This is a genomic window from Rhodococcus sp. D-46 (genome assembly GCF_011290655.1).
GTDB lineage: Bacteria > Actinomycetota > Actinomycetes > Mycobacteriales > Mycobacteriaceae > Rhodococcus_F > Rhodococcus_F qingshengii.
This window is the reverse complement of the sequence record NZ_JAANTF010000008.1, coordinates 1-21,809: the sequence shown is the minus strand read 5'-3', so window position 1 is coordinate 21,809 and position 21,809 is coordinate 1. Positions and strand designations below refer to the sequence as shown.

Genomic DNA, 21,809 nt, shown 5'->3' with positions numbered 1-21,809 from the left:
GCATCCTTGCCGCTCACTGGCACTGACCTGGCAAATTCCTGGCAGGATGCTGATTCAAACCGAACGCCTTGCACTGCAGAATTTTTCGATCCGGTCAGCGTGTATTTGCTGCTCCAAGTCCGACCGTTCCGTTCCAGGCGACGAGGGGTCACACGGGCGTAGGGTCGAGAGAGTTCGGCTCAGTCGTCAAGAGCGGAAGGACACCCAGACAATGCGGAGCGATGGAGATACGTGGGACATCGTCAGTAGCGTCGGACTTACCGCGCTGGCAGTGGCAACGTTCCGAGCACTGGAGAGCACCCGTCCGGACGCGATCATCGAAGACAAGTTCGCATCGTGGTTCGTAGAAGCTGCAGCCGAGCCGCATTTCACAGCTCTTCTGAAAGATCCCACACTCCTCGAGGACACCCCCTTCGGCGGTTTCATGGGGTTGCGAACCAGGTTCTTCGACGAATTCTTCTCGTCGTCAACCGAATCCGGAGTAAGGCAGGCGGTAATCGTTGCAGCAGGGTTGGATTCGCGTGCGTACCGGCTGGATTGGAGCTCAGGATCGACGGTATTCGAAGTGGATCAGCCAAAGGTGCTGGAGTTCAAAGCCGAAGTGCTCGCGGCGCACGACGCCCAGCCGAAGACCGATAGACGCACTGTGCCTACTGATCTGCGAAACGACTGGCCGGCCGCACTCGAGGAGGCTGGTTTCGACCCGAACGAACCCACAGCCTGGTCGGCGGAAGGCCTGCTCGCCTATCTCCCCGGCCCGGCCCACGACGCCCTGTTCGAGCGGATCGACGAACTCTCGGCCACCGGTAGTCGCTTGGCGGTGAACGACTTTCCGGCCGGAACCGACCCGAGCAAGCTTGCGGCCATCAGATCCAAGTACTTCGCCAAGGACCCGTTCGGAGACCTGGACATTTCGCAACTGTTCTACAGCGACAAGCGATCCGATCCGGGCCAGTGGTTGGCTGAACACAATTGGACTGTCCGACGCTTCAGCTCGGTCGAGTTGGCAGAACTGTACGATCGTCGGATCCCCGAACTCCCCGAAGAAATCGCAGCGCTGTCAACGCAACCGTCCTTTTTGGCCGCGACCAAGAACTAGCTCTCGCAGTCATCACGAAAGTTCTTCGAGTGCAGCCTTTCTCCCATTTGTCCAGCGGCAAGGCGCGTGTCACCACTACAAGTGGTTAACGGTACTCCAGAATGAAGCAATTCAGTACCTCAGGCTGAGTATGTCTACACCTCAGACGGACGCGCGCCGAAGCCCCCACCGCGGCACCCGCTACGGTCACGATCCCTGACAGCTCCGTCGGCAAGCAGATCACCTGGCTTCTCAGTGCGTTCAACACGAGCACGCCGTTGACCCAGGAAGAAATCGCCGAACACTTCGGGCCCACTGCACCCGTAATCCTGACACCTCCGGACTTCGACTCCATCCGAGCCGGACAGCCTTGGACAACAGTGAATTACAAGGGAGGCGACTCCGACGGCACAGTTTCCATCACCAGCACCACCGGCGGTGCGTTCGACGTCAACGTCGTCGTCGACGGCAACGGGCTGATCCTCGGAATGGCGATCACACCGACCAAGGACGTTCATGTGCCGGCCGCATCTTGGCAAGAACTCGAGGCAGCTGTCAAAGCGCTTCCCGCGCCGACCAATCTGACCGTCACCGAGGTCACCGAAGGAAAGAACGCCGAAGTCTTCAGTGTCGGCGACACCTCACCACAGCCCACAGGGTCAACGATCAAGCTGTACGTTCTCGGCGCGGTCGCGACGGCCGTCCAGAACGGGACACTCTCCTGGGATCAGAAGCTCACCATCACCGACGACCTCAAATCGATGCCCGGCGGGACCATGCAGGACCTGCCATCGGGAACTGAAGTCACGGTCCGAGATACCGCCGGCAAGATGATCTCGATCAGCGACAACACCGCCACCGACATGCTGATCGCTGCTGTCGGGCGCGAGCAGGTAGAAGCCGAATTCGCCCCGATGGGCATGGCAAATCCTTCGCTCAACATCCCGCTCAAGCCGACTCGCGCACTGTTCCAACTCGGCTGGGGTGGCCAAGGCGCACAACGTATCGCTTGGCGCGACGGAACTCCGGACGAGCGTCGAGCGATACTCGCGGCACTACCTGGCGGCCTGGTGGACATCCCGGCGTCAACATTCACCACCCCCGCATGGCCTTTCGACATCGATTGGTTCGCCTCGCCTGCCGACCTGCGTGCCGCGTTGGTCACGTTGCAAGAGAAGGCGAAGACCGAGAGCGGCGCACCGGTTCGAGACATTCTCGCCGAGGATCCGGCGCTCAGTGACGAGTCCGCGAAATGGTTCACTTACGGCGGATTCAAGGGCGGCAGTTCCATCGGGGTCCTCGCGGGTGCCTATTACGTGGAACACGACGATCGTGCCTGGGTTGTCACCATGCAAACTCATGGTGACGACGCTGCACTGGTTGCCGACCCGACTCTGTACTTCGATCCGGTCGACGACGCGATGCTCTTGATCCAGACGGATGCAACCAGTTAGTGCCCAGTGGCGGGCCGAAACCACGCACGCCGATTCATTGCCTTCGCCGATGAAGGCGCCGGATACAGAGAAGCCGCTGCACATCCAGTGTCATCCGGATGCACAGCGGCTTCGCTAAGTCTTAGCCCGTGGGCGTCTCGGTCTCGTCCGACGAGAATCCGTCGAAGAATGCGATGACCTTCTGAAGAAGTGCCGCGATGTCGAAATCTTCCAAGCTACCCATTGCGTTCGTCCTTTCGTTTAACACTGAGGATGAAACGTGCATCTTGCAATTTCCAATGTAAAGCATGAAAAGCATTATTTCTCGACCGCGCGACACTTCGGTCGCAAATACGTCACTCAGCAAGATATGGGCAAATCACCGGAAATAACAGCTCCCACCCGCAATATTTCGGTCTTCCGCAACCCGCTGAATTCCCCAATCAGCAAGTGGGTAAATCTTGAGAAAAATTTCCCGGCGCGTCGATCACGAAAGATATTCCTGGTGAAACTCTCAATCCAAGAACACAAAGGCAGAGGAAGCTCCGACACAGCTGACACGCAGTTTTGCCCGCCTTCAAGAGTCGTCATCCACGCACATAGTGGACACTCGTCTGCGATAACGAACCGGTAGCAACACAATCCCAGGCACTTTCTCCCATCTTCTGACTTTTACTCATGACCACTGAAGATTTGCGCTGGTGAAACGCAATACCAGTTCGAAAGTTCCACAACTTCTCCGGATGCTGTGCACGCGATTAACTGATCAAATATCTGTTGACTCACCGAATCCACACACTCCGCCAGAACGTCACATCCGAATGCTGGACGTTAGTTTAGATGGGTTCGTAATTCTCGGGATCTGCTCGATAACGGCGGCCCCACGGATAAACCGAGACTGCACCACCGCAGGCCGCCAGGTCATGATCCGCGACTCGGCGAAGGGCGTGCGGACAAGTCCACACGAGGGTGAAATAGGGGGTGAGACATGCCTTGGGGTCTCGTTTTACCGAGTCCGACACAGTACGTTTTCCCAGGCACGCCAGTCCCCAGATTCATACGGTGTGCAAGGACTCGTTGACGCTTCCGAGATGTTGGCAAGGCCGACCACAGGCCCCGTTCTCCCGACGAGAACGGGGCTTCCTCGGGTCGGTTTCCGCCTTCGACCGACCGGGTAGACGCGAGCATGGGCGCCACCTGCTCGACCGAATCCACCGCTGGCCGCCACGAATCGACGACCCCGACCGTCGGCGTCGAAGAAGAATTCATCCTCGTCGACCCGACCTCCTGGTTGCCGTCCACCGACAATGCTGCGGTTGCGGAAACCGCGTCGACACTGGGTTTGGATCTTCAGCTCGAGTTGTCCCGCTGCCAAGTCGAGACCAACTCTCCCGTGTGCCATGGCATCGACGAACTCCGAACCCACTTGACCGACATGCGTCGGCTCGCGGCAAAAGCTGCCGAGTTGAACGGCTGCAGGCTGTTGGCCGTCGGCGCACCGCTTTCGGGGCCTTCGCGTTTCGAGATCAGCGACTCGCCTCGTTACCGCCGGATGGGCGAACGCTTCGGCGCCCTCGCTGCCGAACAAAGCATCTGCGGTTGCCACATACATGTGGGCGTCGCTGATCAAGTACAGGCCGTGCAGGTCTGCAATCACGTGCGCATCTGGTTGCCCGCCTTGTTGGCACTGAGCGCCAATTCCCGTGTCCACCAAGGAGTCGACACCGACTTCGCGAGTTGGCGGGCGATCCAATGGTCCAGGTGGCCAGTCGCCGGGCCGCCGCCGTACTTCGAGACCACCGGGGACTTCGACACCGCGGTTGCGAAGATGGTGGATTGCGGCGTGATGCTCGACAAGCGGATGGCCTACTGGGATATCCGACCTTCCTGCCACCTACCGACCGTCGAGATCCGAGTCTGCGACGTTCAGCCGACAGCAGAGGACACAGCGCTACTTGCAACCCTTGGACGGGCTCTGGTGGCAACTGCGTTACGCGCGATAGACCGGGGCATCGAGGCTCCGAACATTTCCCTCGAGAGCCTCCGCCTCGCAACCTGGGTGTCCGCGAAGGAAGGCGCCCTGGGAGCGTCGATCGATCCGATTACCTCACAAAGAATTTCAGCCACCGAACTGTTGCACCGGCTCCTGATCCATGTCCGTGACTCCCTCGACGAGGGAGGCGAGTACGCGAGCGTGGAGTCGGCGCTGCAGCTCAAGTCAGTCACAGGCAACGGCAGCGACTGGCAACAGCGAACGCTGCGCCAGGTCTGCCTTCGGGAACTGATTGCGCGTGCCGTTCAGCGCACCGTACCGACCGCGCCGACTGGCACGGATACGCACGACGAGCCGACAACGGATCAGTAGTAATGCCGCCGACCACCGATGGCGTGCCCGGCCGCGCCCAGCGCGTACAGGATGATTCCGATCACCAGCAAGACGACACCAATCGTCCACAGGATCGGAATGTTCACCACGAAACCGATTATCAGCAGGATCACGCCGAGGATGATCATCACAAGCTCCTTCAGTGCGTTCACTCGGGCGGATACGCCCGCCTCGAGCCGCATACACCGCGGATACCCGTCGGCAGAGCGTTTCATACCCACTCTGACCGGGTATTTCGCTGGGCACCATAATATTTGAAGAATCGAGCCCGCCATGATGAGAATTGTGACTCTGATCGTTCTGATCTGGCTGATAGTCGGGGCCGTCGCGGCCGGCCAACGCGGCTACTACAGCAGTTCGCCGACCAACTGCGCCGGCGTCGGGACCATCGCGCTCACGGTCATCGCGGGTCCGCTGAACTACTTCGGCGTCAACCCCAAAGTCACCGATTGCACGCTCCCCCAGCCCACCGAGTGAGCTGCCGGAAATCCACGCTAAACCGACTAGTCGTTACCCTGGAGGTGAGTCGACACACATCGAAGTGAGGGGCCACCATGACCACTGCACCAGATCGCACCCGAATCGAGTTCCCGGACATCAGCTCGCGTGCGTGGGAACACCCAGCCGATCGGGCTGCATTGGTGACGCTCCGGACGCTTCGGGGGTTCGACACTGTCCTGCGGACGCTGTCCGGACTGCTCCAAGAACGTCAGCACCGCCTCATGTACCTCGCCACGTCGGTGCGAGTCGACGAACGCCAGTTCAGCGACCTGAACGACCTGCGCCGTGACTGCGTCGACATCCTGCAGGCCGACGAGACACCCGAGCTGTTCGTACTCCAGACCCCGATGGTCAACGCCTTCACCATCGGCATGGACAAGCCGTTCATGGTGGTCACTACCGGCCTATTGGACGTGATGAACTACGAGGAACAGCGGTTCATCATCGGCCACGAACTTGGCCACGCGCTGTCCGGTCATGCTGTGTATCGGACCATCCTGATGCATTTGATGCGACTGGCCGGAACCATCGGATGGCTGCCCGTCGGCGGATGGGCATTGCGCGCGATCATCGCCGCCCTCATGGAATGGCAGCGCAAGTCAGAACTGTCCGGTGATCGTGCCGGACTGTTGTGCGGGCAGGACGTACACACCGCGATTCGCGTCCAGATGAAATTGGCGGGCGGATCCCGAGTCAGTGAAATCGACATCGACGCGTTTCTTGCCCAGGCCGCCGAGTACGACGCCAGCGGCGACCTCCGCGACGGTGTACTCAAGCTCCTCAACATCGAACTGCTCTCTCACCCGTTCTCGGTGCTTCGCGCCGCCGAGCTCAAGAAGTGGGTGGACAGCGGAGACTACGCCGCGATTCTGCGCGGAAACTACCCCCGTCGCGGCGATGACGACGGAGCGAAGATCAGCGACGAGTTCAAGAATGCAGCCAAGACCTACAAGCAGAACTTCGACGAGTCGGAGGACCCTTTGATCCGCATGGTGCGCGACATCGGTAGCGGGTTGGGCGGTGCGGTGGGCGCCGTGGGGAATGGCGTCGGCGATGTAGCGTCGGACATCAAAGAACGATTCACCCACTGGCGCAAGAGTTCCGACAGGTCGAAGGGCACTGACGACGCCGAGTAAGCAGAATCGGGACCTGCCGCCGAAGGCAGTCGGCGGCAGGTCCCGGGCTCTTGGCGTGAAGGTGATGCAGGCTTCCCTCTGCACCACCCTCACGTTCACAGACAGTACCAGCAGTCGAACAAACGTGCGAACTGAAAGCGGTCGTGTCGAATCACCGGTTGTCGGGTACGCGGCATAGGACCACTACAGAAGGGAGCCGACATGCATGCTGGGCGACTGAAGAAGGTCGGTTCGAGTGACGGCCCGTTTGCCTCCGTGTACTTCGAAGACGTCCGTAACCGGGAAGATGCGCGCGAGCGCTTCGAACTCGAATGGCGCTCGATGCGCAATCAACTCACGAAACAGGGAGCATCGGAATCGCTGATCGCACGACTGGACGAGGTGAAGGACAACCATCACGGCATCTCAGGTCGCGCCGGACGCGCGATCGTCGCCACTTCCGAGGCAGTACTGATCGACGATATTCTGCTCGAACCTGCCGGCTCCACTATCGCGACCTTGGGCGAACTGCCCTACCTGATTCCACTGATCGCACACGGATACGACACCGAACCGTTCCTCATCGCCAAGGTCGACCACACCGGCGCGGACCTGTGCGTGCGCGATGCTCGCGGGCGTGACGTGTACGGCGAAACGGTAGACGGAGACGGCTTCCCGGTCCACAAGGCACACGTGGGCGGTCAGGAGCGATACACCGACAGCCAAAGCCTCGTGGAGGAGAATATCCGGAAGAACCTGACTCAGGCTGTGGAGCGCGCGGCGGCGCTCGCCCGTGAACACAAGGTCGCGCTGGTAGTTGTCATCGGAGAAGTACAATCCCGCAAAGCTTTTGCACAGCTTTTGCCGTCGACGCTACGGGTGGTGGACGTCGAAAAGGGTTCGCGTTCAGTCGGTTCGACACCCGCCGAGGTGTCCAAGTCGATTCGTGAACTGATCGACACGCAGCGACTGCGCAGAATGGATGTGGAAACCGAACGCTACGTCGCCGAGCAGGGCCGGGACTCCGGCCTCTCCATCGACGGGACCGCACGCGTCCTCGACGCCCTCGAACAGGGCAAGGTCGAGACGCTGCTGCTCACCGATCCTGACGACAAGGAAGTCACCAGTGGAGAGTTGATCGGGCCCGCCGATCGCGTACTCCCCTACATCGCAATCGGGACCGGCACCGAGTTGGTACAGATCGACGAACGCCTCGTTCTCGCCGACGGATACGGCGCGATACTTCGACACCCTTGAACGCCGGAGCCTGCTGATCAGATTCGGTGGCGAGCACGTTCTATCGAGAAGCGTGCTTGCCCACCGAGTCCGGGAACCCATCGGCAATTGCTGCGACGAGTTCCAGATATGCCCGTGCCGTGCGCTTGTTCAACAACTTCAAGTCGATCGGACCGCCTTCGCCCAGGTGATCGTCGTAGGGCAACGTCTTGACCGCTCGCACTCCACGCTGAGCGAAAACGTCCTCGAGTTGATCGAGGTCGAGCGAAGACGAACCCGGCCGCGTCGAATTGATCGCCACGACCGACCTGCTCACCAGATCTGCGTATCCGTGCTTGGTCAGCCAACTGAGCGTTGCTGCAGCACTACGGGCACCATCCTGAGCCGTCGGGCTGACGACAACCAAAGCATCTGCTTCGTCGAGAATTCCGTACATGGCCGAGTGCATGATTCCGGTGCCACAGTCGGTGATGACGATGTTGTAGTGCACCTCGAGAATTCGGAGAGTATCGAGGTAGTCCTGCTCGTTGAACGACTCCGAAGTTTCCGGATCTGCCTCACTCGCAAGGATTTCGAGTCGGCTGTCGCCTTGCGAGGTGTAGTAGCGAACATCGCTGTACGTACGAATGTCACCGTCGGCCAACAGATCACGAACGGTCAGGTGATGTTCACGTCGTTCGCGATCAGCCAGAGTCCCCAGGTCGGGATTGGCGTCGATGGCTACGATTCGATCCCCACGGATCGATGCGAACGTCGAACCGACAGTTTTGGCCGCCGTGGTTTTCCCCACTCCACCCTTGAGTGAGATGAAAGCAATCTTGTACACGCCGCGCACCGTTCGGTTGGCACGGCGCACGAGAGCCTGGTGTTCGAGTTCGGCAGCCGACTGCCCAGTGTTGATCCGGCCCCCGGTGAGTTTGAACAACACACTGCCCAAACCGCGTTCGGGTGGACGCTTCGCCCGCTTGATGATGTCCAGGTCGTCGACGGAGGTCATAGGCCTGGGCGTCGAGGTCCGGAAATCGGTCGGCTCTTCACGACGTTGCTGGCGCATCCGCTGACTGGGCAACGGTTTTGCTGCAGGCTCGTCGAATTGTGGTGTGAAGGTGACGGTTCGAATCGACGTTGCATAGCCGTCGTCGGACGCGTCGAAATGGCCGTCGCCCTGAGTCGTTCCGGAGTTGTTCCCCAGGACTCCGTTATTCGAACCGTTGTTATCGCTGCGCACCGTTTTCCTAGGTCGAGTTCGGAATCATTTCGGACATAGCCTCTCGGACGCTATCACTCTGGCGGGCTTGCCGTTCTCTGCTCAATACCGTCGTGGCACAACAGACCGTTACACCCGCACTTCGATGACTTTGGTCCCCAAGCTTGTGCCGATCTCAGCAAATACGAACGTCGTAACGATATGCGGCACAGATATCTTCATCTGCCGCTAGAAACAGCCTTCCGCAATGTCAGGGCAAATCCCTTGGTAACAAACGAGAAAAGGGAGGGCGATCGCCTCGGCGATCACCCTCCCTTCATGGACAAGTGTTCAGCTGCTGCAGAATTCCGAACTACCGAGACTTCCGAAAATCGTCGACAGATCCACACTTCCGAACGAACTGCCCGTATCGCAGCCGTCGGCAGTGAGCGCGAAGTCGACACCGGTGACGTCATTCGTGCTCAGATTCACCGGAATTACTGCTGGATCGGCACCGCATCCGCTGCCGGGAACCACTTCTACGGAATAGCCGTCCTTGGCCGGCTTGTACTGAAAGAAGTAGTCACCGGAATCATCCGTCGTTGTCGTCGCGATTTGCGTGCCGGCATCGAGGAGATTCAACGTCACGTCAGACGCCCCGACCCCGTCAGCACCCGGACACCCAGTGACAGTTCCGACGATGCTGAACACCTTCACCAACTCGAAGTCGATCCCGGTCGCGTCGGACGTCGTCAGATCTACCGCCGTCCTGTCGGGTACGGATCCGCATCCAGCCGGCGAGTATGGACTGACCGTGTAATTGCCCGGAGGAACGTTCGTGATCGTGTATCCGCCACCCACCCCGACAGTGGCCGAGGATATCTGCGTCGAGCCATCCCATACGACCATCCATATCCCGACCGGATCGCCAGTATCGCTACACGAGTTGACAAGGGTGCCCGACACGGAGCGTGTGACCGGGTCCGCCGAGGCCACCGAAGACAGGAAGAGACCGAACGCACCCATCAGGGCGAATATCGCAAAGAATCGACGCCTCATGAAACTCTCCTATGTGTTTGCCCTGCCGTCGACCCGTTGCCGGCGACCAGAGCCAAGTCTGGCACCGGAAAATGACCGTCACGTTTGTTTCACCCGGTCCTCGGCAAAGTTTGGCGAATCGGACAAATCCCCCACCTAACACGTTCGTCGGTCGGCCACCGAAACGATCCCGACCGATCACCTACTAAGCCCGGTAGTAGGCGCCTGTATCCTTTCGCGTATGACGCCGGGTCCGAAAGATGTCGCGCAGCTGCGCGGTGCTTTCGTGGGCGGCACCTCCGGCGCGGTTTCCGTCGCAGCCCACGCGCTCGGTGGCGGCGGCATGGCCCCGTCCGAAAGCGCTGTCGTGTTGCTGATCCTCGCCTGCGCGAGCGTCGGCGCGGTGGTCACGTCCATCGACACCCGTCGCTCCCCCGCGCTCTTGCTCGCCCTCATGCTCGCTGCGGGCCAGGCCATCGGTCACGCGACCTTGACCATCGCTTCGGATCATCAACACGGCCTGCTCCTGTCCCTTCCGATGCTCGCAGCACACATCGCTGCCGTCGGAGTGTGCGCAGTGCTGATCCGCGGCGCAGAACGCGGATACGTCGTGGCCGCATCGACGGTAGCGGCAATCGTCGCCGTTCTATTGCGCCCGTGGGCAGCTGAACCGTCACCGTTCGCTGCACGTACTCGATACCGCGCCAAAGTTGTTCTGCGTCAACTTCTCACCTCTGGCCTGGGCACTCGCGGCCCACCGGCATTCGTGTAACTCACCTCCCCTTTTCCTTTCACGCACGTGATTACGTGCGCCACTTTGCTGTGCGCCTTTATTAACCGCCCGCGGTTAATAAAGGCGCACGGCGGGATCGAGTACACGCATGTCCGCACCCGAATTGGAGCGCGCACAGACGCGCGCGTCCAACGACAGTTCTCCCCCGAAGAAGCAGGTTGGCGGCGCCAGACCACTGATCCTGCGTCTGCACTTCTACGCCGGCGTCCTGATCGGACCGTTCATCCTCATCGCCGCTTTGAGCGGCGGCCTCTACGCGATGGCACCCACCATCGAGAAGTTCGTTTACAGCGACTACCTCCAGACCGACACCACCGGACAGATCGCGTCACTGAACGACCAGATCCGTTCCGCTCAGCAGTACCGCCCCGACTTGACCGTATCGGCAGTACGTCCGTCCCCTGCTGCCGGCGAAACCACCCGAGTCCTGTTCACCGATCCGTCACTGGGCGAATCGGAGAGGCTCGCCGTCTTCGTCGATCCGGTGCTCGCACAGCCGGTCGGCGAGTTGGCGGTCTACGGAAGCAGTGGTTCGCTGCCACTGCGAACCTGGATCTCCCAACTGCATCGCCACCTTCATCTGGGCGAACCCGGCCGCCTCTACAGCGAATTGGCCGCGTCGTGGATGTGGGTGGTCGCACTCGGCGGTGTCTACCTCTGGTTCCGTCGATACCGCACCGCCCGGAACGCTCGACTGCTCACGATCGACCGAGCATCCACCGGACGAAGCCGGACCCTGAACTGGCACGGTGTCGTCGGCATCTGGATAGCAGTTGCATTGGTCTTCCTCTCGGCGACCGGCCTCACGTGGTCGACCTACGCCGGAGAGAACGTCAGCAATCTGAGAACCGCGTTGAGTTGGACGACGCCCTCAGTTGTGAAAACTCTCGGCGACGCTCCCCCTCCGGCGACAGGCGGGCACGAGGGTCACGACATGGCCCCCGCCGCCACCGGCACGCTGACGGACACCAACGTCGGACGCGTCGACACCGTCCTCGGTATCGCCAGGTACAACGGGATCACCGGTCCCGTCGAAGTATCGATACCCGCGAACGCCGAGACGGCGTTCACCGTCGCCCAGACACGTCAGCCCTGGGTGTACAGCAACAACACCATCGCAATCGACGGAGCGACGCAAAAGGTCACCGACGAGTTGTGGTTCTCGGATTGGCCACTCGCAGCCAAACTTTCGGCCTGGGGAATCCAACTCCACATGGGCCTGCTGTTCGGTCTTGCCAACCAGATCGCACTCGCCGCACTGGCACTCGCACTGGTCAGCGTGGTCATTCGGGGCTACATCATGTGGTGGCGCCGACGCCCCACTCGTGGCTCCGACTGGGCAGCCGGCCGGGTTCCTGCCCGCGGCGGAATCCGCAACCTCTCCCCGGTCGGCCTCGTTGCGCTCGTCGCGATCACGGCGTTGGTCGGTTGGTTCGTTCCGCTACTCGGCATCAGCCTTCTCGCATTCCTGCTGATCGACCTGTGCCTTGCGGCGTTCAAACGCCGTGCCACCACCTGACACTTCACGAATTACGGAGACACACATGACTGTTCGCACAAAGATATTCGCAGCTGTTGCACTGTCCGCAGCTCTCGCCCTGACCGGCTGTTCTTCCAACTCCGACAAGGAAACCGAAGCTGCACAATCCATCACAGTTCAGGATCAATGGGTCAAGGCCGCGCCGGAAGGAATGAGCGCGGCGTTCGCCGAACTCGTCAACTCCAGTGACAAGGATGTACGCGTGGTCTCGGCCACCAGCCCCGCGTCGTCTCGACTCGAGCTGCACGAAGTCGTGACCGGCGACGGCGGAACGATGACGATGCGTCCCAAGGACGGCGGTTTCCTGGTCCCTGCCAACGGATCCGCCTCCCTCACCCCGGGCGGTGACCACCTCATGTTCATGGACCTGTCCGCGCCGCTGCTCCCAGGCGCAGAAACCGACCTCACCTTGATCTACGACGACGGTTCCAGCACCACGTTCACAGCCCAGATTCGCGACTTCTCCGGTAATCAGGAGAACTACGACCCGAATCACGGTGGCTGAGAACACGAACCCGCCCAGCCGAGCAGTCAGTCGGCGGCGCCTTCTCGGAGGAGGCGCCGCCGCGCTCGGCGTGGCGGGAATAACTTGGGGCGCAACCACAGTGGTCGAGCGCAGCGAACAGGAGCAGCAAGCAGGCAAGCTGGTGGAACCGTTCTACGGAGTCCACCAAGCCGGCATCGACACCACGCCGCAAGCGCACGGCACCTTCATCGGGTTCGACCTCTTGCCTGGAACCGATCGAGCAGTCGTCGTCGGAATCATGAAGATGTGGTCCGAGGATGCGTCACGGCTCACCGCGGGCAACCCGGCGTTGGCGGACACCGAACGGGAACTGGCTGTGGATCCGGCACGCTTGACAGTGACCGTCGGCTACGGCCCTGGCCTGTTCACCAAGCTGGGATTGCAAGCACGTCAACCGGACTGGTTCGAGCCGTTGCCGAGCTACGCGATCGACCGACTTGACGATCGATGGGGCGGATCGGACCTGTTGTTGCAGATTTGTGGCGACGATCCGGTGACCATTGCTCATGCTGTGCGAGTTCTGACCAAGAACGTCCGATCACTGACAACCATCCGGTGGACACAAAAGGGATTCCGCAACGCTCGCGGCACCACGCCTGAGGGAACCACGATGCGCAACCTCATGGGCCAAGTGGACGGGACCGTCAATCCTGCTCCGGGAACAGTGGATTTCGATTCACTGATCTGGCACGACGGCGCGGGTCAGTCGTGGCTGGCGGGCGGAACCTCGTTGGTACTGCGACGCATTCGCATGGAAATGGATACCTGGGACGAACTCGACCGTTCGGGGCGCGAACTCACGATGGGGCGCACGTTGTCCAATGGCGCTCCGCTCAACGGAACCAACGAATTCGACGAAGCGGATTTCACACTCACGGACAGGTTCGGGATTCCGGTGATCCCGCCAGGATCACACATCGCGCGAGCCCACCAGACGCATGAGAAGGAGCAGTTCTTCCGTCGGGCATACAACTACGACGACGCACCCGAGAGCGGGCAGACCTCGAATTCGGGATTGATCTTCGCAGCATTCCAACGGGACATCGCCGAGCAATATCTACCGGTCCAACAGCGATTGAGTGACTTCGACGCACTCAACGAGTGGACGACGCCGATCGGTTCTGCGGTGTATCTCATTCCGCCGGGATGCACCGAGAACGACTATCTGGGAAGCGGATTGCTCGGCTGACAACCCCGGGCAACGATATTGTGGGGGCGGGATCCGAACGGATCCGGCCCCCACAATGACTTCTACCTGAAGTTGTTGCGTTACTTGGACTTACGAGGTCCCGGCATGACCGCGCCTGGACGGGCGGTAGTCAACCTCGTGACCCACCCACTGGCGGGCCACTTCTTCAGGCCGACGTTGTGTGGGGTGACCTCGGTTCCGACGTACTTGGCAGCAAGCTCGTCGTCGACGGTTCCGTTGAACCGCCACAGTTGGCTTCCGTCGGCATTGCGGGTGGACACCTCCCATGACTGAGCACGGAAGGCACCACGAATGATGCTGTCGGCAAACACCAGAACGGGAATTCCGATCTCGGCACGAACAGCCGCACCGGCAGACCACTCGGCGCGCGCGAGTTCGTAGATCTCTTCCGGCGTTGCTCCCGGACGGGCGGAGGCCGGTACGTGGAGGACGATGCTCGGCGTCGGGAGTTCCGGCGCGGGATCAGCCGAGTAGCGCAATGCGAGTTCCTCGACGCGGGTCGCACGGGCGTCCTTGTCCGAGGTATCGCCTGCGAGATTGGTCAGACCCTCTCCCGCGTCGGTGATCCGCAAGGCTTCCACGATGCCTCGGACGACCTCGTCGGTAGTGGCGGCCGAATCCGTGGCGGCAGAGACCGAGCGGAGGAGTACGAAGTGCTCCACCGCCGAACCTGCGTCGTAGATCTCGCGGATCCGAGCGATCTTGGCTGCCGTCACAGCGGCATTCGACTCGACCGGAGCGTCCGCTCTTTCGAGGTTCGCGAGTTCACCGAGCGCTTCGAATACCGGCGCGAATACTTGATTTCCCGTGCCGTGCCCGACATGGAACACCTGGTCGTTACGCGGGTCACGCAAAGCAAAGACGTACTGCCCCAGTCTCTTACCGACCTTCTCGGAGAACGGCTGCGGAGCCGGCTTCCTGACGACGACCTCGGTGGACAGAGTGCGCATCACGGCCAGACGTAGTGCGTCTGGCACGCTGGTGGAACCGGCAGCACCGGAAAAGATTGCCGCCGAAGCAGCGCTGATCGAGGTGAACGTGCGGCCGACTTGCTTCTCGAGAGATGCAGAGACCGTACCAACCGCAGTCAGTTTTGCATCGAGGGTGCCGTCACCCTCGACAAGGAACTCCTTGATCAACGGAGCAACGAGCAAGGTGGAGCCGATAGCGCGAGGAACTGTCCAGACAATAGCCATGCCACGAGCCTAGGCGATCACCTCGAGACGCGAGGCGAACGCGACTCAGCCCGCCGCTGCCGGCCCGGCCAGTCCCTGCACAAGTAGGTTCCAGGCCGACTGCGCGACTTCTTTTCGCGAGCTCTCGGCAGTCCGTTCCATGATCGCGGCGAACATCGCGATCGCCAGAATCACGTCCTCAGCAGTCACGGACTCGCGTATCTTCCCAGCTCGACGCGCCTCCTCGAGGCGTCCTTCGAGGAGATCGGTCAGGCGGGTGCCTGCCGAATTCAGTCGTGAGTCGCCGAAGGAGACGGGCTTGATGACCTCCACGAACACGATGGAGGTGGTGATCTGGTCTACCAACAATCGAAAAAGATCGTCGAGAGTCGAATCCGGATCGGCAGCCATATCTTGCAGCTCGACGATGTTCTCGTCGAACACCGCGAGTGCGAGGCTTTCGCGAGTGGGAAAGTGCCGGTAGAGGCTGCCCTGACCGACGCCGGCCGTGCGGGCGATCAGGCTGAGCGGAGCAGCAAAACCCTGAGTGGCGAACACCTCACGAGCTGCTGAGACGAGTGCCGCACGATTGCGCGCCGCATCTCTCGGCCCTCTGTTGAGAGATCCGCTATTGACGCGGCCAGACGATGTCACGCACACTACGATACCAACCGGACAGCATTGTCCGGTTGGTTGCGGCCCGACACCGGTTCACACCCCGACCCGATCGTCGTGAGCGCTCGAACACGCGCCTGCCCTCCGTGCTGCCTGTCCGTGAGATACGTCTGCCCGTGAGATACGAAAGGCAATCCCGCACCGGGAGTTGGACTCGATGAAATCGTTCACGACCATCAGAACCAGATCTGCCATCGCACTCGTCGCCTTGATCACCGTGCTTCCCGTGTGCGTCGCGTCGGCTGAGCCCGCCACTGCCCCGGGCTCGATCCACGAGAACCCGGGTGTCGCTTCCACCGCCGCAAGCCGCGCCGAATGCGGCCCGGGATCGATGCCCGAGACCGGGTTGCAGGGTGATGTTCCGGCCGAGGACCGAAACAGCGGACGCAGCCGAGACGGCTACAGCTGCAACATGTCTCAGATCGGCGGCTACTCGGGTCGCGGCGGCGGGATCACGTCCACCAACTTCGAACACTGCTCGTACGTCGGCAGTTTCTTCCCCGGGAACCTCCTGGGCCCCGCACAGGGCGTCCAAGTTCTCGACGTATCGGATCCTGCCAATCCCGCTCTCACCGCCACGCTGACCGAACCCGCGATGCTGGCCGGAACGTGGGAGAGCCTCAAGGTCAACACCGCGCGAAAGCTGCTGGTGGGCACGGGCGTTCCGCTCTTGACCGGCGTCGGCCTGATGTCGGTCTACGACATCTCCGATTGCGCGCACCCGAAACTACTCAACCCCGGACCAGGAACCGATCTGGGGATGCTGCTGCCCATCACCAATCACGAGGGAGGATTTTCACCGGACGGGAACACCTACTGGTCTTCCGGCACCGCTCCCGGCGTGGTGAGCGCCGTCGATCTCACCGATCCCGGCAACCCACGCGTCGTCTGGCAGGACCTCATCGGGTTGTCGACGCACGGCTTCGGAATCAGTCCCGACGGAAATCGCATGTACTTGTCGAACAATCTCGGCGGAATACATGTCCTCGACATCAGTGAGGTTCAGCGCCGCGTCCCGAATCCTCGGGTGCGCCAACTGTCCCAGCTCTCGTGGACCGACGGGTGGGCCACCCAACACAGCATTCCGGTCACCTACGACGGTTCGCCGTACCTGTTCACCGTCGACGAAGGTGGTTCCGGCGGAGTCAAATTGATCGACGTCTCCGATGACGACGAACCGTCGGTCGTCAATTCAGTGAAGCTCGAAATCAATCTGCCGGAGAATCAAGACGCTGCGCTGGCGTCTGCTGCCGGCGGATCGCTGTTCGCGTACGAATCTCACTACTGTTCGGCAGATCGCCCGGTCGACCCGACGGCGCTGGCATGTGGATGGATCTCGAGCGGGATTCGGGTCTTCGATGTTCGAGATCCCTTCGACGTCCACGAAATTGCGTACTTCAACCCACCTGCTCGGACCGGCGGCAATCTCGAACTCGCCAACTCGCCACACGCTCTCGCGTCGCTCATCGGGGTACCCGTTCTCAGCACCCCGGCAATCGCGCAGTCGATCGCGCAGGGCCAGTTCGACCCCGGCCAAGCACTGAGTTCGCGGTCGGGCATGGTCGCTCTCGGCGACATCTCGACCGATTGGTGCTTCTCCCCGCCCGAATGGCGCGGGACCACGTTGTGGGCGACGTGCGCCGACAACGGCTTTGTTGCCATGCAACTCGAAAACGGTGTCTACACACCACCGGCTGACCAGAAGACGACCGTGGGATCATGACGGCACCGCGAGCGGTCAAAGCCGTCGCACTCGTGGCTGCAGCACTGATGCTGCTCGTACTCGGCGCAGCACTACGTCCGCTGTTCGCACCCGAGAACCACACGCAGAGAGCTGTTCTGAGCGAAACCGAAATCGGATTCGTGCACGACATGGCGGCCCACCATCAACAGGCCCTCTTCATTCTCGCGCGTCTGAGTCCCGATGTGGACCCGGCGGTGACGAGACTGGCCCAGCAGATCGACGATGTTCAACGAACGGAAATCGGTGTCATGCTCGGTTGGCTGAGGTTGGCCGGTGTCCCGCCGAACAGTAGAACGCCGATGGCGTGGATGGAGGCGTCGCCGAGCGGCGCGGGTGACTCTCGTCATCACCCGGCAACGCTGGACACCGAGACCGACTCCATGCCTGGTATGGCTACGACCGAAGAACTCGAGAAACTGAGCAGCGCTCGCGGGCTCGACGCCGAGGTCCTTTTCCTTCAACTGATGGAACGCCACCACCGTGGCGGGATCGCCATGGCGCAGGCCGCCGACGCCCTACTCGAGAGCGGGCCGGTGAAACAGTCCGCCCGCGACATGATCAACACCCAGAGTCAGGAATCCGGGCTGATGACGCTGATGCTCGAACAACGTGGGGCACAACCACTGCACTGACCCGCATGTGCAGTGACTACCATAGGTGTCGACCTGCGAACTACAGAAGGAATCGACACTTCATCATGACCCTGCTCGTTCGCGGAATCGATTGGTCGAACCCGACAGCACCGCGGATCCGATGCGTCGACGACACCACTTCCGCTACGACCTTCTTCACTCACGACTCGGTGCTGCGATTCTCCGTCGACGAGACGAAGGGCCGCCGCTGCCTCGGCTGGCGAGATCTCACCGCCGAAGGTCCAGGACACTCGCCGTGCGACCGCGGGGCGACGGTCACCGCAGGACGCCAATGCGACCGATGCCGAAATCGTGAGGGGTTCACCACGGTTCATCAGGCACACGTCAGCGGCGCGCACATTCATCCGAATGTGCGTACCTACCTCGCACAACCACAATGGCTCTACGTCGACGTATTCGCCGGCGGCCAGATGAAGGTGGGGACGGCTTCCGAGTTCCGCAAGCATCCGCGAGTCGCCGAACAAGGGGCAGTCTGCGCATTGTTCGTAGCGCGGTCGACGGACGGTTACAGCATTCGCGCCCTCGAAGCCCGAGTTTCGGAGCACTTCCACTTGAGCCAGGCAATACGTACGTCTCGGAAAATCGAAGCGTTGACAGGGCCCTTGGATCGAGAGAAACTACGAAAGTCGTTGCACCACTTCGTATCGTCGATCAAAGACGAGCTGAATGACATCGGATCGGACATCGACGGAATCGAGATCCTGGAGGCTCCCGAAGAATGGACGGCGCCGGCGTGCGCTGACATGGTCTTCGATGCGGCACCGTTGATCGCGTACCCGCACACTTTCGAGTCCGGCGAACATTCCTTGTATTTGGAGGGCCTTGCCGGTTCGATCGCCTCGCTGCGGATCGACCCCGACTCTGAATCGCCACGCTTTGTCGCGGACGTGTCCGGACTGGTCGGTCGAACCATCACCGTCGGCGAGTTCGAGTCCCCTGGCGTGGCGATTCAGGAATCGTTGTTCTGAAAGTAGGTCAGCAACTTCCCGCAGTCGCTGCGGCGAATCCGCGAGTGACCTCGGCCTGCTCGTCGGCAGACAGGCTCGACCATTCGGGATAAGCCTGGATGGAGGTCAGCATGTCGTTTGCCAATGATTCACGCGTCATGCCCATTTCCTCTCCGGACTCGTCGATGGCCGGCTGGTATGCGTCGAGGTACCGGAGAACGTCGGAGCACGCCTGCGCGTAGGTCCGTGGCAGCGCCGAACTCACATTCGGGTCGGACGGGACCTCAGCCGGAGCACTCGAGTCGACCGAAGGGGTCTCGGTAGGTATTTCCGACGACGTCGCCGGAGCCTCGGATGACGTCGTCGACGTCGCCGTGGTGGTCGCCGAAGCAGAGGAAGTGAGTGTTCCGACCTCGGTCGGCTTGTCTCCGTCAGAACCGCAGGCAACCAGCGCCACCAGCGAGCAGGCACCGATGAACCCGGTGATCGTTTTCTTCATCCCTCAAGGATGCCAGAGGGCCACTGGCGCTCGAACGGACCGGCGTCGCCCGTCAGCGCCAATTGCCCGAGCATCCTGCCGAATCCGAGCGCCTCGCCCTCCCGACTGCGGGATTGGACTGTATGCCCCGTTCGCGAACCCATGCTACGGTGACTTAACTGAAAAATAACTACGGGTGGGATTGTCCGGTCTGCTGCGTTCATCCGGAACGCTCCGATCGGAAATAGTTCGTCTATAAGGGGCTGGAACGAGTGGGACTTTTTCGTCGACGAGGTTCCCGCGAGGAAGACGACGATCGCGGGCAAAACCTCGATCGCAGCGACCCCGGGTACGCCGCCTGGTTCGCGAACGTCGCCGACGCGGGTGGTCAGCCGATTCCGTACAAGCGACCGCTGACCGCACCGGTGTATCCGCAACTCCAGCCGCCGGCCCCGGACTACGAGACGGATACGAGACGGCCACTCAACGCACCCGCCGGAGACGGCTGGCTACCCGCAGACCGCATCGACGAATTCGAGTCGTCGAATGGCCGCCCATCTGCACCGAACGGAACGAGCCCACAAATCTCACAAACTGAAAAGTTGCCGCCCGACCCACTCCCGACGCCGCAACCAACGATTCCACCTCGAAATGTACCGATGACTTCACCACCGAAGCATCACCTGGAGTCGCCCCGCGCGACTCGGCCCTACCAAGGAGAAGCAATGAGCAACATCGACAAGATCCTCGGCGAATTGATGCGCATCGACGGTGCCAGCGGTGCAGCCGTCGTCGACGCCGACAGCGGAATGGTTCTCGGCATGAGCGGCAACCCGTCATTCAGCCTCGAGTACGCCGGCGCAGGCAACTCCGAGGTTGTGCGAGCAAAGCTCCGCACGATGAGTAACTTGGGGATTACCGACACCCTGGAAGACATCCTGATCACCCTGAGCAACCAGTACCACCTCATTCGCGTCCTCGAGACGCCCGGACTGTCGACGCTGTTCGTGTACCTCGTTTTGGACCGTGCGCGTGCGAACCTGGCGCTGGCCCGCCACAAGCTGGGCGAACAGACCCCCAAGATCGAGATCTGACGCTTCCACTCCCTTCCCGACAATGCCCGGTCCTCGCCAACGGCGAGGGCCGGGCATTGTTCGTTCCGAACACTCGATTGGTGAACCTCGCGCCGGCGCCGATACTGGGACCGTGACTATCGCGGATGCTCCTTGCGTGTGGTTGACCACCCTCCGAAGCGACGGCTCGCCGCACACGACTCCGGTCTGGTTCTTACTGCATCAGAACACATTCTGGATACCGAGCGCTGAGCAGAATCGTAAGGTTCGGAACCTGCTGGACGATCCTCGGGTCTCGTTGGCAGTCGACGGATCCGCTGGCGACCCGTGGGTCGCACAGGGCCTCGCGACAATTCATCACGACGTCGGCGAATTCGTCGACCTCCTGAGACTTTTCGGCGAGAAGTACGACGGCTGGGATGCCGCAGACGAAACTCGTGACGGTCCGCGGGTCCTCGTCTCGGTCCCGGTGACTCGATGGTTCCTTCGACCAGACTGACAGACAGTGCCGGTTAGGCCCGAATTGTCGTGAATGACATACTTGTAGTTCATCTCTCGCAGAAATGGACTCTCACACATGGCACGCACGGCACATCACAGGCGCGGCATCACCGGCGTCACCATCGGCATTGCTGCCGTGATCGTGCTGGGAGGTTGCGCCAATTCCAACGCCGACGCGCCCGAAACATCTTCTCTCGGTTCGGGAATCGGATCCGGTGTCACCACGACGGTCGTGACCGAAGCCTCGGCTCCTTCGTCCGCCGCAATTGAACTGCTGGCACAGATCCCCGTCAAGGGACGCGCACCCAAGACCGGATACGACCGCGCGCTGTTCGGTACCGCCTGGACCGACGACGTCACCGTCGAATTCGGCCACAACGGCTGCGATACAAGAATTATCTGCACGCAGTTTTGACATATCTCAAAACCTTGCTGGTAGGCCCCCATTGTTCGATGTCGACGGTGTGAGTTATGTGAGTGACGATGGTCAGTTCGTGTGACGGTCGACCGGTTCGACCGCA

The 21,809-nt window shown here is 61.2% G+C and carries 22 protein-coding genes; 16 read left to right on the top strand and 6 right to left on the bottom strand.

Annotation, left to right across the window (positions count from 1 at the left end; translation table 11 throughout):
• Positions 1–211: 211 nt before the first annotated feature.
• The 3 genes from G9U53_RS20915 to G9U53_RS20905 all read left to right on the top strand — a co-directional run bounded on the left by G9U53_RS20915 (position 212) and on the right by G9U53_RS20905 (position 4,876).
• Positions 212–1,099 carry a class I SAM-dependent methyltransferase gene (locus G9U53_RS20915; RefSeq protein ID WP_047269285.1) on the top strand — a complete coding sequence of 296 codons (888 nt, stop codon included), beginning with the start codon at positions 212–214 and terminating at the stop codon, positions 1,097–1,099.
• A gap of 191 nt (positions 1,100–1,290) precedes the next feature.
• On the top strand, positions 1,291–2,532 hold the full coding sequence (locus G9U53_RS20910; RefSeq protein ID WP_347570822.1) for a serine hydrolase: 1,242 nt from the start codon (positions 1,291–1,293) through the stop codon (positions 2,530–2,532).
• Between the two features lie 1,165 nt (positions 2,533–3,697).
• On the top strand, positions 3,698–4,876 hold the full coding sequence (locus G9U53_RS20905) for a glutamate--cysteine ligase (protein ID WP_165639138.1): 1,179 nt from the start codon (positions 3,698–3,700) through the stop codon (positions 4,874–4,876).
• Here the strand turns inward: G9U53_RS20905 and G9U53_RS33590 are convergent.
• On the bottom strand, positions 4,870–5,025 hold the full coding sequence (locus G9U53_RS33590) for a DUF6131 family protein (protein WP_003945912.1): 156 nt from the start codon (positions 5,023–5,025) through the stop codon (positions 4,870–4,872). The two genes, G9U53_RS20905 and G9U53_RS33590, sit on opposite strands and share 7 nt — an antisense overlap.
• A gap of 145 nt (positions 5,026–5,170) precedes the next feature.
• On the opposite strand from G9U53_RS33590, the gene G9U53_RS20895 reads away from it, so the two are divergent.
• The 3 genes from G9U53_RS20895 (at position 5,171) to G9U53_RS20885 (ending at position 7,770) form a co-directional block, all read left to right on the top strand.
• On the top strand, positions 5,171–5,374 hold the full coding sequence (locus G9U53_RS20895) for a hypothetical protein (protein ID WP_003945456.1): 204 nt from the start codon (positions 5,171–5,173) through the stop codon (positions 5,372–5,374).
• Positions 5,375–5,451: 77 nt separating this feature from the next.
• The gene (locus tag G9U53_RS20890; protein ID WP_042452503.1) at positions 5,452–6,534 is read left to right on the top strand and encodes a M48 family metallopeptidase; all 1,083 of its coding nucleotides are present in this window, start codon (positions 5,452–5,454) and stop codon (positions 6,532–6,534) included.
• 201 nt (positions 6,535–6,735) lie between these two features.
• The gene (locus G9U53_RS20885; RefSeq protein ID WP_007734628.1) at positions 6,736–7,770 is read left to right on the top strand and encodes a hypothetical protein; all 1,035 of its coding nucleotides are present in this window, start codon (positions 6,736–6,738) and stop codon (positions 7,768–7,770) included.
• Between the two features lie 40 nt (positions 7,771–7,810).
• On the opposite strand, the gene G9U53_RS20880 is transcribed toward G9U53_RS20885, so the two are convergent.
• Both G9U53_RS20880 and G9U53_RS20875 read right to left on the bottom strand, forming a co-directional pair.
• A complete protein-coding gene (locus G9U53_RS20880) occupies positions 7,811–8,977 on the bottom strand; it encodes a MinD/ParA family protein (protein WP_003945525.1) in 1,167 nt (388 codons plus the stop codon).
• A gap of 309 nt (positions 8,978–9,286) precedes the next feature.
• Positions 9,287–9,994, bottom strand: a complete 708-nt coding sequence (locus G9U53_RS20875) for a hypothetical protein (RefSeq protein ID WP_064112938.1) — start codon at positions 9,992–9,994, stop codon at positions 9,287–9,289.
• Between the two features lie 220 nt (positions 9,995–10,214).
• On the opposite strand from G9U53_RS20875, the gene G9U53_RS20870 reads away from it, so the two are divergent.
• From G9U53_RS20870 to G9U53_RS20855, 4 genes are all read left to right on the top strand, one after another.
• Positions 10,215–10,745, top strand: a complete 531-nt coding sequence (locus tag G9U53_RS20870) for a hypothetical protein (protein ID WP_007734626.1) — start codon at positions 10,215–10,217, stop codon at positions 10,743–10,745.
• Positions 10,746–10,854: 109 nt separating this feature from the next.
• Positions 10,855–12,285 (top strand): PepSY domain-containing protein, encoded by a 1,431-nt coding sequence (locus G9U53_RS20865; RefSeq protein WP_042920206.1) that lies wholly within the window; start codon positions 10,855–10,857, stop codon positions 12,283–12,285.
• Between the two features lie 25 nt (positions 12,286–12,310).
• Positions 12,311–12,811 carry a copper chaperone PCu(A)C gene (locus G9U53_RS20860; protein ID WP_003945769.1) on the top strand — a complete coding sequence of 167 codons (501 nt, stop codon included), beginning with the start codon at positions 12,311–12,313 and terminating at the stop codon, positions 12,809–12,811.
• Positions 12,804–14,021: a Dyp-type peroxidase gene (locus G9U53_RS20855; RefSeq protein ID WP_165639137.1), complete on the top strand. Its 1,218-nt coding sequence runs from the start codon at positions 12,804–12,806 to the stop codon at positions 14,019–14,021. The genes G9U53_RS20860 and G9U53_RS20855 overlap by 8 nt, the downstream gene beginning before the upstream one ends.
• Positions 14,022–14,101: 80 nt before the next feature.
• Here the strand turns inward: G9U53_RS20855 and G9U53_RS20850 are convergent, their stop codons facing one another.
• The gene (locus G9U53_RS20850) at positions 14,102–15,238 is read right to left on the bottom strand and encodes a GIY-YIG nuclease family protein (protein ID WP_165639136.1); all 1,137 of its coding nucleotides are present in this window, start codon (positions 15,236–15,238) and stop codon (positions 14,102–14,104) included.
• 45 nt (positions 15,239–15,283) lie between these two features.
• A complete protein-coding gene (locus G9U53_RS20845; RefSeq protein ID WP_228401948.1) occupies positions 15,284–15,871 on the bottom strand; it encodes a TetR/AcrR family transcriptional regulator in 588 nt (195 codons plus the stop codon).
• A gap of 178 nt (positions 15,872–16,049) precedes the next feature.
• On the opposite strand from G9U53_RS20845, the gene G9U53_RS20840 reads away from it, so the two are divergent.
• From G9U53_RS20840 to G9U53_RS20830, 3 genes are all read left to right on the top strand, one after another.
• Positions 16,050–17,615 (top strand): hypothetical protein, encoded by a 1,566-nt coding sequence (locus G9U53_RS20840; RefSeq protein ID WP_165639135.1) that lies wholly within the window; start codon positions 16,050–16,052, stop codon positions 17,613–17,615.
• Complete coding sequence (locus G9U53_RS20835; RefSeq protein WP_007734614.1) at positions 17,612–18,268, top strand: DUF305 domain-containing protein; 657 nt, start codon at positions 17,612–17,614, stop codon at positions 18,266–18,268. Before G9U53_RS20840 ends, G9U53_RS20835 begins: the two co-directional genes overlap by 4 nt.
• A gap of 65 nt (positions 18,269–18,333) precedes the next feature.
• On the top strand, positions 18,334–19,257 hold the full coding sequence (locus tag G9U53_RS20830; protein WP_054187969.1) for a DUF2797 domain-containing protein: 924 nt from the start codon (positions 18,334–18,336) through the stop codon (positions 19,255–19,257).
• A gap of 7 nt (positions 19,258–19,264) precedes the next feature.
• On the opposite strand, the gene G9U53_RS20825 is transcribed toward G9U53_RS20830, so the two are convergent.
• Positions 19,265–19,735, bottom strand: coding sequence for a hypothetical protein (locus G9U53_RS20825; protein WP_003945723.1), 471 nt, complete (start codon positions 19,733–19,735; stop codon positions 19,265–19,267).
• Between the two features lie 704 nt (positions 19,736–20,439).
• Here G9U53_RS20825 and G9U53_RS33320 point away from each other — a divergent pair.
• From G9U53_RS33320 to G9U53_RS20810, 3 genes are all read left to right on the top strand, one after another.
• On the top strand, positions 20,440–20,808 hold the full coding sequence (locus G9U53_RS33320; protein ID WP_020906454.1) for a hypothetical protein: 369 nt from the start codon (positions 20,440–20,442) through the stop codon (positions 20,806–20,808).
• Between the two features lie 112 nt (positions 20,809–20,920).
• Positions 20,921–21,286 carry a pyridoxamine 5'-phosphate oxidase family protein gene (locus tag G9U53_RS20815; protein WP_047269305.1) on the top strand — a complete coding sequence of 122 codons (366 nt, stop codon included), beginning with the start codon at positions 20,921–20,923 and terminating at the stop codon, positions 21,284–21,286.
• A gap of 78 nt (positions 21,287–21,364) precedes the next feature.
• Positions 21,365–21,703 (top strand): hypothetical protein, encoded by a 339-nt coding sequence (locus G9U53_RS20810; protein ID WP_230691590.1) that lies wholly within the window; start codon positions 21,365–21,367, stop codon positions 21,701–21,703.
• Positions 21,704–21,809: the final 106 nt, after the last annotated feature.